The organism is Alteromonas sp. HB246098 (assembly GCF_054890645.1).
In genome coordinates this window covers 157,453-169,444 of the sequence record NZ_JBTZUG010000004.1, presented here as the reverse complement: position 1 = coordinate 169,444, position 11,992 = coordinate 157,453, and the positions used below count along the sequence as shown (strand labels likewise).

Here is an 11,992-nt window from a genome sequence, read left to right as displayed (position 1 = left end):
AATTTTTAACACAGAGCGCGCCCTGAATTTTTAAATCAGGGCCACTAGGAAACACACTCAACAAAGGATTGTACAATGAACAAACCTCTTTTAGCTGGCGCTGGCGTGACTTTAGTTGCGCTTGGTATTGCCCCTTATTTTATCGGTTCTAGCGTTGAAGATAACGTTAACGCTGCAGTAAACGGATTTAACGAACAGGCTGTATATTCAGCCGAAGTCCTTTCATACGACAAAGGCTGGTTCTCAACAAAAGCAGAAATCAAACTTGCTATAGACTTTCAAGCGCTTTTCAATGCGCAAAATGTTGACGCAGTAGAAATGCCTTTAGACGAAAACCCTAACATTACCGCTACTTTGGTCGCTCATCACGGTCCTGTGTATTTTGGTGACGGCGTTGGATTAGGGCGCGTTCATTATACAGTGTCGATTGATGGCGATGAATTAAGAGAGTACGTTCAATGGGATGGGCAACAGTCCATCTATCACAATGAAGGCGTGGTTGGTCTATTAGGCGGCCTAAGTTATAAAGATGTAATTCCCGCCCTTAGCGCTACTAATGAGGAAGAAGGCTTTACCCTGCTATTTTCCGGTTATACGGGTGAAGCGAAGCCTGATGGCGGGCAAACCTTATATACGTCCTCGGGCGAGTCGCTAAGTATTAACGCCGATGAGTTTTCAATGAAAATGGCTAATTTATCTATGGATGTAACCTATGACGGCAGCATGATGGAAGCTTTCAAGGGCGAATTGTTTGAATCTAAAATTGAAGCGCTCGTCGAAACCATGGAAGTATCTGGCCTTGAAGCGGGCGCTACGGTGCAGCTAGAAAATATTGCACTGATTACAGACACTAACATTGATAAAGACAACAACACCGCCAATGTGTACGTAGAATACGCCATTGATAAGGTAGAGGGGCCTGAACTTGAAGCCTCTGATATGGTGTTAGGCGTTGCCCTAAACAACTTAGACGTAGACTTCATCAAGGCTTATCAAGACTTTAGCAACACATCTTTGATGATCCCTCCTGAAGAAGTACCCGCTAAAATGATGGAGTTTGTCGAAGCTAACTTACTTCCACAACTGAAAGCCGAACCTGAACTTAACATTACGACGCTTAAAGCGACGTTACCTGAAGGCTCGTTTACTGCCCATGCGAATACTAAGCTAGTAGGCATTGATGCGCTACCGGGTACTATGGAAGATGTGGCCTATTGGGTAACACACCTCATGGCCGACGCCCAAATAGTTGCTGATAAGGCCTTTGCGCAAAGCGTAGCGTCTGGTTATATGATGGGTCAATTGATGGCGACACCACAAGCGCAAAGCATGTCAGCAGAAGAACTCGAAGCAGCAGTAGAGCAGCAAACTCCTATGATGTTAAGCACCTTTGCTCAGCAAGGCTTGATAAAAGAAACCGAGAAGGGTTACGAGACAAAACTGGAGCTTAAAGACGGCAAAGCCAGCGTTAACGGCACGCCTATTCCACTGCCTTTTGCGCCTCAGTAACGAGTAGAACAGTATTTAAAATACTTGAAAGCTAAATACGGTTGAAAGTACGGTTGAAAGTACGGTAAAAAGTACGGTAAAAAGTACGGTTAACACAAAGCGCTATTTGCGCTAAGCATTGACTGACTTAGTTTGAATAAAACATCCCCAAATTAAAAATGCAGAGCCCAAACGCTCTGCATTTTTTGATAACCCCATTCTACTTAACTTTATACCCGTAAAACCCAAGCCCCTTGCTACAAACTACCATAGCTAAGTTTTTGACCTAAAACTGCGGCTAGTTGTCATCAAGCAGTTCGATATTCATCAATTCTTGAGCAGCATATACACGCCCTTCAGCTACGACTGAAATGGCCTCGGTAAGCGCGTCTAAGCCCGATTCGCTGCGTTTCATAATATGAGATAGCACGATGCGTTTTGCTTTAGACTGCTCGGCAATATCGATAATTTGTGTTGGTGTCATATGCAGATTCTTCGCAACGCGCCCCGCGTTATCGTCAATTGCGTTATGCAGCACTAAAATGTCAGCGTTTTTAGCAAAGCGCGATAGGTTTCCCTCTTTATCATTAGTATCACCAGAAAATACCGCTTCACACCCGTTAGCCTTAACTTTCCACGCAAGTGTTGGTATAGGCCCGTGATTTACCGACATAGCTTCAACGCTAATGTCATTATTCACTGCGTATTCAAAGGGTTTCTCTAGTGTGGCGTTTGCAACGCTTTTCGTCGATATTGTGTAATCGTCTTGACCTTCGATAGTGTAAGAAGACAGATATCTAAACGCACCTTCCTCGCCTATTAACGATGATACGTAGGCGTTAGTGGAGGGCATAGTTTCGTTACCGTCTGGCCCCATTACCCATAAATTTTTCTCGCGATTAGTGAAATAACCACCTTTTACGAAGCTGGGTAAATCCGCTGAATGATCGGTATGTAAGTGAGAAAGTAGAATCACATCAAGGGTTTCAAATGACGCGCCAGCGGCGCCGAACTGAACACTGCTGCCGCTGCCAGCATCTACCAACACGCGGGCTTTGTTATCTACCCAGACCAAGTAAGCGCTAGAGGTCCTTCCATCATCCAATTCAGGTCCGCCCGACCCTAACACCTGCACTGAGACTTTGTCACAAGCCATTGAGGCCGTGTTTTCACTCTCTTTGCTTGCTAGTTTCTCCTGTTTAGGTGGGGTCTGATGTAACGATGTAGACGATGCCTGCGCCACAGAAGAAATCGATAAAATGGAAGCCGTTACCAACATGGTTAACGAGAGAGCATGCGCTTTATTACGCCGTTTCTCGCACTTCTCAAGCTTCATGTGTTTCCTATTCCTAACGCTTAAATCAGCACCGCTTATCTGTCTATGTAAGACCTTCATCGCCATCGCCTTATGTCGTTTCCTAGTAATTTATACATTCATATCACAGTAAAAGACCTGATACCTGCGTAAAATTGTTCAATGAACAGAGGGATGAAGGCAAGATGAGTAAAGGCTAAAAGCGAAAGCAAATAAAAAAGCGGGCACATTAGATGTACCCGCTTTCGTTTAGCAATATCAAACAACTAATATTTATTCGGCAGAGTTTTCCGCTACCATAATGGTTTTGATATTTACGAATTCACGCATACCATAACCACCGTGCTCTCGACCATAACCACTGTCTTTCACACCGCCAAAGGGTAGGTTCGGTTGTGCTAAAGAATACCCATTGATATTTACCATACCAGTATCAAATTCATCTTTTGCTAAGGCAACCGCTTTATCAGTATCAGTACTAAAGATACCGCCGCCTAAGCCATAGCGCGAATCGTTTGCGACTTCCATCGCCTGCTTGTCATCGCGAGCTCGAATTAATGACGCAACAGGGCCAAATAACTCATCATCATAGGCTGGCATGCCAGATGAAACATCTTCAAGTATAGTTACTGGGTAAAAGTAGCCGTCAGATTCTGGAATTTCACCGCCTAGGGTAAGTTTCGCTCCAGCTTCTACTGAGTTTTTCACCTGCTCATGAAGTTCATCTCGTAAGTCTTCTCTAGCCATAGGGCCAAGATCAGTGTTTTCATCCGTTGGATCACCCACTTTAAGCTTCTTACACTGCGCTACGAATTTGTCTCTGAACTCATCATAAACGCTATCGACGATTACGAAGCGCTTAGCCGCTACACAAGTTTCACCATTATTGATAACACGGCCTTGAATACACATTTCTACCGCATGATCGATATCGGCATCTTCAAGTACCAAGAAGGCATCATTACTACCAAGCTCCATCACGGTTTTCTTCGATAAACTTGCAGCTTCTTTCGCAACTTGTTTACCTACTTCGTCACTGCCGGTAAAAGTAACGCCACGTACGTATTTATGTTTGATTAAGTCGCTTGCCGTACCGCCATCAATTAATAACGACTGATATACGTTTTTCGGGAAACCAGCATCTTCGTACATCTGCTGAATGGCTTGTGCCATACCAAACACGTTTTTAGCGTGTTTTAGTACTGTCGTATTACCTGCCATGATATTCGATACGCTGTAGCGTATAACCTGATAAAGAGGGAAATTCCAAGGCTGAATGCCCAGAATAACGCCAATAGGTTGATAGGTAATAATCGCACGACCACCTTCAAAGATACGGTGTTCGTCTTCTAAAAAGGATGCGCCATGCTCAGCAGTATAGCGACAGATTTGAGCACACAGCTGCACTTCTTGCTTACCCTGCGCCGTCACTTTTCCCATTTCTCGGGTCATTAGGCTGGCAAGGTCGTCAATGCGCTCTTCCATTAAATCTGCAAGGTTATTAAATAAATCTGCGCGAGTTTCAAATGACGTACGGCGCCAGTTCAAATATGCTTCTTGAGAACGTGTTACCGCTTGTTCGGCGTCTTCAGCTGACATCAAATGATAATGATCGATCTTTTCACCTGTAGCAGGGTTGTAGGTATTAATTGTCTCACTCATTGTCACTCTCCTTAATCCGTTTGTTAAAATGAAGGTGCAACTAGAAAGCCAAATTGCAAAAAACTTTTTTTCGCAATATATTCAAAAACATAGATAAAATTAACAGCAAAGATGGAGTCTGAGAATAAAACTGGAATTAGAAAAGATTACTTATCGCAGTAAAGATTTCAGAGCGAACACTTCAGAAAAAGAAAGGCGGCCCTCAAGAGGTAACATTTGTTTGAGGGCCGATATGCTGTATTTGGTAATGGCTAATTTAGTGAGAGGAAACTTGGCCTGACTAGTCGGTATATAAGTCTGGAAAATGAAACTTCGCCATAGCAAGGGTCAACGCAACTTCGTAAACACTTTGACGCGAAGCATGATTTAGAGTCAGTAACCCTATAGCACCGCCTTTTTGCTTAATATTTACCGTATCAAAAAGCTTGTCCATAACCGGCCCAAGCTCTTCGCCACGCTGTAGCGCCTGATACACGCTCACTGGAAGGGGTAAACTCGCACTTCGTGTTACCGACCAGTGACCTTCATGGTAAATCGCCACATAAGCAAAGGTTGCAGGGCCATCTTCAAATACATCCACACCACCTTCAATTGCCACATACCATGCGTCTGTAAGGCCGCCCTGATGATGAGCTAGCATGGCCTTCACTCGATTAATAGCACCTAAGCGCGTTTCATCCTCGTTCATGGGCTGTTCGGGCACGCCGCTTGGCACAGACATGCCCTGGGCGTCGAAGTCGTGCTCTAGTGTGTCAGAAAGTGTATTGAGCGCAGCATTTATTTTTACCGGATTCAGCGACCCTACAAAAATTGTGTCAGAAACCATTTGCTTTCGTCCTTTAAAAACGTCCTTTTGCAGCATCACCCACTGGGTTACGCTTAATATCTTCTAGCATTAAACGGTAATCGCGCACTGCTGGAAATTCGCTAATATTGCGATTTGGCAAGGTACTATCAGGGTTGTCTACAGCAAGTAAGTGTTTAATACCGTACGTCTGTGCCGCTTTCAAAATAGGCAGTGAGTCATCGACAAATAAGGTGCGGCTATTATCAAATTGCACTCTCTTTTGTAGTCGCTCCCATAAAAGCTGAGACTCTTTGGTAACGCCAAATTCGTGGGTAGAAATAAGGTTGTCGATATGCGCATCAAGTTGGGTATGCTCTATTTTAAGTGCCAGACTGTTTGGATGCGCATTGGTTACTAACACTACCTGCCTACCTGAGTCGTGAAGTGCATCAAGGAAGGGAATGGTATCGTCGCGAAGGGATAGTAAGTGCGCCAACTCTCGTTTCAGCGGCATAAACTCATTTTCTAAGTCCAGTGCTAGAGTTTCAGCCCAGTAGTCTAAGCAGTACCACTGAATTTGCCCAAATACTGACTCATAACGCGCGCTCATTTCCTTTTGACTCTCGGCCTCAGAAATACCTTTTATCTGAGCTAACCGTTTGGGTAAATGGTGCAGCCAGAACTGGTTGTCATAATGAAGATCCAGCAAAGTACCGTCCATATCTAGCAGTACAGTTTCTATTTCATTCCAGGGCAGAAAGGGCAAGCGATTTTCCTTATAATGAAGTAAGCTAAGAAATTGTATACAAGTATGATAACAAAGTTGTAGCGAGAGACATGCCAAAAATTGATCCGAACAAACCGTTACCACACATTCATTCTCGTGAAATCGTTGCGCAAAGCAAACTCTTTAGGGTAGAACGCTTAGACCTTGAGTTTTCGAACGGCGCTACCCGTGAATTTGAACGGATGGCAGGCGGAAACCGAGGCGCGGTAATGATAGTGCCTATGCTTGATGAAAATACCATGGTGTTAATTCGTGAATATGCAGCCGGCACACATTCGTATCAACTAGGCTTTCCAAAAGGCCTAATAGACCCTGGCGAAACAGCTATTGAGGCCGCTAATCGCGAGCTTCAAGAAGAGGCTGGCTTTGCAGCGAACGATCTTATAGAGCTCCATAAGGTCAGTATGGCACCCACTTTCTTTAACGCCAATATGACCATTGTTTTGGCTCGCGACTTGTACCCAAAGCAACTTGAAGGCGACGAACCTGAACCTCTTGAGGTGATTCACTGGCCTTTAAATGAAGCAGATGCTTTACTTGCAAGAGAAGACTTTGTTGAAGCACGCTGTATAGCCGCGCTGTTTTTAGCTCAAAAGTGGTTTAAGGAACAATAAACAATGCCCGATGACGCCCATGCCGACTTACTAGAACTTGCGAAAGAAATTGCCATTGAAGCGGGTCAAGCCGTACTAGAGGTATACGATAAAGGTGAGTTTGACGCTTATCAAAAAGACGACGACTCTCCTGTTACCAGTGCAGATTACCTAGCAAACGATATCATCAACAAGCGCTTACAAGCTGCAACGCCTGATATCCCAATCCTCTCAGAAGAAAATAAACACGCAAGTTTAGAAGAGCGAAAGCATTGGTCTCGATACTGGTTAATCGACCCCATCGACGGCACCCAAGAATTTATTGCCAGAAGCGGAGACTTTGCGGTCAATATTGCCCTAATAGAGAACAATGAGCCAACTATCGGCGTTATTTTCTGGCCTCCAGGGCAATCGTTGTATTATGCGCAAAAAGGTAAAGGCGCGTTTAAGTCATCACCTGATGGCGATCACCCAATTGGCGTACGCAAGCTAGACGACCCTAAAAATAGCGTGGTGATGATTGCAATTAGCCGTCGCCAGTCAAGAGAGAAAGTACTCAGCAGAATGTGCGCTAAGCGCGTATACCAAACCCTTCCACTGGGCAGCTGCTCACTGAAAGCATGCTTTATTGCCGAAGGCAAAGCTGATGTATTCATGCGCATTGGTATCACAGGTGAATGGGACACAGGCGCATCTCAATGCATTGTTTCTGAAGCTGGCGGGAGCATCGCCGCGGCCAACTTCGAGCCACTTACTTATAATCAGCGCCATTCGCTGGAAAACCCAGATTTTGTGGTAATGGGCGATCAAAGGGTGCCATGGCAAGACGTAGTCCAGTATGATGACTTCGTAAACCCACATCAGCACTAGCGCGTATTATTTACTTAGCGCAGTGCAATAAACCTACGTATAATAGCGTAGTAATGTTGCTGGGCCACATTACTCTGGTATTGGTTAAATCAAGCCAGATGGAACCAAAAAGTAAAAGGAGTAACCTATGATGACTACACGTATTCGCACGTTATCTGCAGCATTGCTCGCATGTGGGCTAGCATTCCCTGCCGCAGCCGACTGGTCAATAGACGGCGAGACAAGTGCGCTACATTTTTTATCAACTAAGAATGCACAGGTCACTGAAGTACATAAGTTTGATAGCTTTGACGGTACCCTGTCTGATAGCGGCAAGCTCTCTGTGGCGGTAGACTTATCGTCAGTTAATACAGCTATTGATATTCGCAATCAGCGAATGCAAGAGATGCTTTTTAACGTGAGCAAATATGCACAAGCTAAGTTTGAAGCCGATTTACCTGAGTCGATGATGAGCCTGAAAGCGGGCCAAGTCGTTAACGGAAAAGTAGATGGCATTTTGATGTTACATGGAAAGGCCGTTCCTACATCATTTTCTGTTAAGGCGAGTAAAGTAGACGACGATACGCTAACTGTATCTACTACTGCTCCTACACTTATTAAAGCAGAGTCTTTCGGCCTTGCTGAAGGCGTAGCTGCACTACAAAAAATTGCAGGGCTGAAGAGCATAACAACGACAGTCCCAGTTACGTTTTCCGTTACCTTTACGCAATAGAATACTGCTATTGCTAGCGTCTATCGATAAGCGCTAGGCGGTGGTAAGAAAATAAGAAGCATTAAAAAACCGCACGAAACGTGCGGTTTTTTTGGTTTAAAGGGCTTCTCTCTAAGACTGATGTAGTCTTTTAGGAAGTCTGTAACGCATAGGCAATGGCTTTTGACTTAACGCTTGCTCTGGCATGCTTTGCCACGCATTATCAGGTAGTGCAGGTACTTCCGCTTTATGTTGAGAAAGAGTGAAATACCCCATCGCAACACGTAAGCGCTTAAGCGCTTTACACTCATTCACTTCCTGGTCGATAACAAACACTCCAAACTTGCGCATCGCCAAGCCGAACTTGTCACTGCTTGTAAGGCGAATAACCGGCGCCGCCAACACCATGCCAACCAATACAGGTAGCAGCCACATAAATAGAGATGGTGTGAAGTAAAAGGTAGTTACGCCCCACGCTACGGCTAAACAACTCATAATTTGCGTGTGTTTGATTGCGACAGTCCAAGGTACTTTGCGACCTTCACGCTCTTGCGCTTCCCATTTTACTGAGTGGCCTATAAAAACACTGATCACAAAATAGCTGTGGTAGAACATCATCAGCGGCGCAATAAGTACAGCCATGGCTAATTCAATTGCAGACCCCTTAAGTAAAGACCACGCCCCGCCAAACTCTTCGCGACGTTTGATTAAGGCTAAGGCAATACCCAAAAGCTTAGGCAAAAATAACAAGGCTGCAGTGCCCCACATGGTTACCATCATCATGTCTTGACGGGCTACCTGCCAACTAGGAAAAAGCTGATACTCAGATACGAAGAACTCTGGCACTGACGTAGCGCGAATTAATGCATCTGCAGTCCCTAGCGCCAACATACAAAATAGTATTAATGAAGAAATGTACGCAAACGCGCCAAATAAAAAGTGCAGGCGGTTCGCCATTTTAAGACCTTTCACCTTTAAAAGCCCTAAATGCTGTATGTTGCCCTGTACCCAGCGGCGGTCGCGAATGGCGTAGTCAACAATGTTGCTAGGCACTTCTTCATAACTACCTGTTGTGTCGGTAAGTAAGTAAGCCTGCCAACCTGCTCGGCGCAGCAGCGCAGCTTCAACGAAGTCGTGACTTAGTATTTCGCCACCAAAAGGCGCACGACCTTCAAGGGTAGGTAGACCGCAATGCTGCATGAAAGGCGCTATACGAATAATAGCGTTATGCCCCCAGTAGTTTGCACTGTCCGTTTGCCAAAACGATAAGCCTGTTGCCAACATTGGGCTATACAGATGTGCAGCAAACTGTACGAAACGACCAAAGAAGGTGTTTTGTCGTACTGGCATAGGAATAGTCTGTACTAAGGCCGTGTCAGGGTTTTGCTCAATACGACGAGCCAGGTCCTGCATACGCTCTCCGGTCATTACGCTGTCGGCATCTAACACAATCATCGACTCGTAATTTGCGCCCCAGCGTTCGCAAAACTCTTTAAGGTTACCCACTTTTCTATGCAGGTTTTGTTCGCGACGGCGATAAAACACTTGGTTTGAAAAAGCGCCTAAACGCTTCTTTAACCGCGTAAAAGCACGCAGCTCTGCTTCAGCTTTTTCCATATCTCTGGTATCGCTGAGCATGAAAAAATCAAAATTCGAGCTGTTCTCGCTTTCCATCAGCTCGCGAATACAGGCTTCGAAGCCCACCATGATGCGGCGGGTATCTTCGTTATAAACGGGCATTACTACCGCGTGTTTTTGCTTCAACGGCGACGCAGCATCAGGCTTAACTTGGTTTTTTCTTAAACTCAGTGGATCTATATTGAAAAGCTGTAAAAAGAATCCAATGATACCTGTCCAAAACGCCATGCACAGCCAAGCGAATAGGGTTAATCCTAAACCTAACTGTGCAATTTCTAAGTTCGTAAGGCCGTTCGGTAAAAATATCTCGTATAAGCTCCAACCGGCCAATGCCGTGCTTGGAATTACTAGCATTGCCATGATAAACAAACGCATATGCTCTCCTTTTAAGATGAAGTGTGAAGCACGCACAGTGCTGTCACGTTTAACCTGAGGCACGGCTTTAGCCTCGTTCGATACTGATGTATGAGTGCGACTATTTTGGCTGGTAGACATAATTCCAAACCTCGCTAACGCGCTCGCCGTCTTTTTCAATGTAAGCGCGCATGTCTACCGTTTGCCTTTCATTCGGCTTTACAAAGAAAGAGGCACGCCACTCTTGGCCGTCGGCTACCGGATAAAGGCGCTGTTGTGAAATCGTGCCGTTAGTACCCTGTACCACCAGCTTCATAGTCTCGTTATCAAAAGAAATATCAGAAGGAGCACTGAAGTCCACATTAAACTGGCGGGTAGTATTCAAGCTATCATCTTTAAATTCATCGCCGGGTAACACAGCTTTTCCCTGACGAGTACGCACTACAGAAGCAAACTCGCTAACAAAGGGGTTTTGCTCTACCGTTTTAAGGTCGTAAGAGAAATATAGGGACTCACCCGATTTGAATGGCTTTGCAGGTGTCCAGAAAGCCACGATGTTGTCATGAATCTCAGACTTTGTTGGAATTTCTACTACTTCTAAACGGCCTTTCTCAAAGCCTGCTTCCGGGGTAACCCATAGCCCTGGACGTATATGATAGTTGGCCTCTGCATCAAGGTAATTATCCCATTCACCGTCGCGCTGAAGCATGCCAAACCCTTTAGGGTTGGTATCGCTAAGTGACGTTACCTGAAGGCGTGCTGGGTTAGTCAGTGGACGCCAAATTTCTTCACCTGCATGAGTTACCATTAACACACCGTCACTGTCGTGCACTTCTGGGCGATAATCGTCATGACGCTTTTCTGTATTCTCGCCATACAAAAACATACTGGTAAACGGCGCAATGCCTAGTTTACTAACGTCGTCTCGCGCAAATAACCAGCTTTCCACTTTTACGCTGGTATCAATATCAGGCTGGATAACAAACTTATAAGCGCCAGCTACCGAAGGACTTTCAAGACGAGCATAAATAGTAATTGGCTTGCCTTCACCCGGCTCGATAACCCAGAACTCTGTGAAGTGAGGGAACTCCTCGCCTTTCGCCAAAGCAGTATCAATTGCGAGGCCGCGCGCTGAAATACCATAAACTTGATTTTTACCTACCAAACGAAAATATGAAGCGCCAAGGAAAACGGCAAATTCATCTTTGTACTCGTCGTTTTTTATAGGGTAGTGAACACGAAAGCCTGCAAACCCCGACTTTTCATCTGTCATGCCTGCCAAACCTGCAGCAGAACCATCGTAGTTAAACATGTCACTATTAAATGCTAAGCGCTTAGGTTTATTGTTTTCACCGATAGTGTGAATAGTGACAGGGTATTCGTATAGAAACCCCGGATGAAAAAACTGAAGTTCGTAGTCATTCTCACCGTGCCAAAGACTTTGCTCAGGCTTAAAGCGAATAGAACGATAGGTGGTATAATCAATTTTTTTTAACTTGCTGTTTAATCCGTGGTCGTCTTGTTCATAGCTTTCTGTTGCTGATTTGCGAGCAGCATCAATAATAGATTGAAGAACGGGTGATGCTTTTTGAGGCTGATTGTTGTCATTAACCTCGACAGCGCCAGCTTGGTGAAATGCAAATAGGGCAATAACGCTGGTCATCGCTAAAAGAATGCGCGACAGCTTTCGGTGCTGAAACGCATTAGTTTGTAAATCTTTTCCGAAAATTGAAACTGGCTTAGCCATTTGTCCTCTCCTTATGAAAACAATGGTTATCCAGATGGTCGTCAATCTCTTAACTTTATC

10 protein-coding genes are annotated in these 11,992 nt (G+C 44.9%); 4 read left to right on the top strand and 6 right to left on the bottom strand.

Annotated features, from left to right (window positions below; genetic code table 11):
• The first annotated feature begins 75 nt into the window (after nucleotides 1-75).
• A complete protein-coding gene (locus tag ACYTPF_RS10700) occupies nucleotides 76-1,509 on the top strand; it encodes a YdgA family protein (RefSeq protein ID WP_461852197.1) in 1,434 nt (477 codons plus the stop codon).
• A 277-nt stretch (nucleotides 1,510-1,786) separates the two neighbouring features.
• Here ACYTPF_RS10700 and ACYTPF_RS10695 read toward each other — a convergent pair whose 3' ends face one another.
• The 4 genes from ACYTPF_RS10695 to yrfG form a co-directional block, all read right to left on the bottom strand.
• Complete coding sequence (locus ACYTPF_RS10695; protein WP_461852196.1) at nucleotides 1,787-2,824, bottom strand: MBL fold metallo-hydrolase; 1,038 nt, start codon at nucleotides 2,822-2,824, stop codon at nucleotides 1,787-1,789.
• Nucleotides 2,825-3,076: 252 nt separating this feature from the next.
• The gene (locus ACYTPF_RS10690; protein WP_461852195.1) at nucleotides 3,077-4,465 is read right to left on the bottom strand and encodes an NAD-dependent succinate-semialdehyde dehydrogenase; all 1,389 of its coding nucleotides are present in this window, start codon (nucleotides 4,463-4,465) and stop codon (nucleotides 3,077-3,079) included.
• A 280-nt stretch (nucleotides 4,466-4,745) separates the two neighbouring features.
• Entirely contained in the window at nucleotides 4,746-5,291 is a 546-nt protein-coding gene (gene yjjX / locus ACYTPF_RS10685; RefSeq protein WP_179985009.1) for an inosine/xanthosine triphosphatase, read from the bottom strand.
• Nucleotides 5,292-5,304: 13 nt separating this feature from the next.
• Complete coding sequence (yrfG, locus tag ACYTPF_RS10680; RefSeq protein WP_461852194.1) at nucleotides 5,305-6,018, bottom strand: GMP/IMP nucleotidase; 714 nt, start codon at nucleotides 6,016-6,018, stop codon at nucleotides 5,305-5,307.
• 71 nt (nucleotides 6,019-6,089) lie between these two features.
• Here yrfG and nudE point away from each other — a divergent pair, with 71 nt between their 5' ends.
• The 3 genes from nudE (at nucleotide 6,090) to ACYTPF_RS10665 (ending at nucleotide 8,214) form a co-directional block, all read left to right on the top strand.
• Nucleotides 6,090-6,653: an ADP compounds hydrolase NudE gene (gene nudE, locus ACYTPF_RS10675; protein WP_269917920.1), complete on the top strand. Its 564-nt coding sequence runs from the start codon at nucleotides 6,090-6,092 to the stop codon at nucleotides 6,651-6,653.
• A gap of 3 nt (nucleotides 6,654-6,656) precedes the next feature.
• On the top strand, nucleotides 6,657-7,502 hold the full coding sequence (cysQ, locus tag ACYTPF_RS10670; protein WP_461852193.1) for a 3'(2'),5'-bisphosphate nucleotidase CysQ: 846 nt from the start codon (nucleotides 6,657-6,659) through the stop codon (nucleotides 7,500-7,502).
• A 127-nt stretch (nucleotides 7,503-7,629) separates the two neighbouring features.
• Nucleotides 7,630-8,214, top strand: coding sequence for a YceI family protein (locus tag ACYTPF_RS10665; RefSeq protein ID WP_179985013.1), 585 nt, complete (start codon nucleotides 7,630-7,632; stop codon nucleotides 8,212-8,214).
• Between the two features lie 111 nt (nucleotides 8,215-8,325).
• Here the strand turns inward: ACYTPF_RS10665 and mdoH are convergent, their stop codons facing one another.
• Together mdoH and ACYTPF_RS10655 are read right to left on the bottom strand one after the other, a co-directional pair.
• Nucleotides 8,326-10,326, bottom strand: a complete 2,001-nt coding sequence (gene mdoH / locus ACYTPF_RS10660; protein WP_461852192.1) for a glucans biosynthesis glucosyltransferase MdoH — start codon at nucleotides 10,324-10,326, stop codon at nucleotides 8,326-8,328.
• Entirely contained in the window at nucleotides 10,307-11,932 is a 1,626-nt protein-coding gene (locus ACYTPF_RS10655; protein ID WP_461852191.1) for a glucan biosynthesis protein G, read from the bottom strand. Before ACYTPF_RS10655 ends, mdoH begins: the two co-directional genes overlap by 20 nt.
• Nucleotides 11,933-11,992: the final 60 nt, after the last annotated feature.

Coding starts and splice junctions, on each gene's coding strand:
- ACYTPF_RS10655 (WP_461852191.1), bottom strand. CDS start 11,932: ATGGCTAAGCCAGTTTCAATTTTCGGAAAAGATTTACAAACTAATGCG.
- ACYTPF_RS10690 (WP_461852195.1), bottom strand. CDS start 4,465: ATGAGTGAGACAATTAATACCTACAACCCTGCTACAGGTGAAAAGATC.
- ACYTPF_RS10665 (WP_179985013.1), top strand. CDS start 7,630: ATGATGACTACACGTATTCGCACGTTATCTGCAGCATTGCTCGCATGT.
- mdoH (WP_461852192.1), bottom strand. CDS start 10,326: ATGTCTACCAGCCAAAATAGTCGCACTCATACATCAGTATCGAACGAG.
- ACYTPF_RS10700 (WP_461852197.1), top strand. CDS start 76: ATGAACAAACCTCTTTTAGCTGGCGCTGGCGTGACTTTAGTTGCGCTT.
- cysQ (WP_461852193.1), top strand. CDS start 6,657: ATGCCCGATGACGCCCATGCCGACTTACTAGAACTTGCGAAAGAAATT.
- yjjX (WP_179985009.1), bottom strand. CDS start 5,291: ATGGTTTCTGACACAATTTTTGTAGGGTCGCTGAATCCGGTAAAAATA.
- ACYTPF_RS10695 (WP_461852196.1), bottom strand. CDS start 2,824: ATGAAGCTTGAGAAGTGCGAGAAACGGCGTAATAAAGCGCATGCTCTC.
- nudE (WP_269917920.1), top strand. CDS start 6,090: ATGCCAAAAATTGATCCGAACAAACCGTTACCACACATTCATTCTCGT.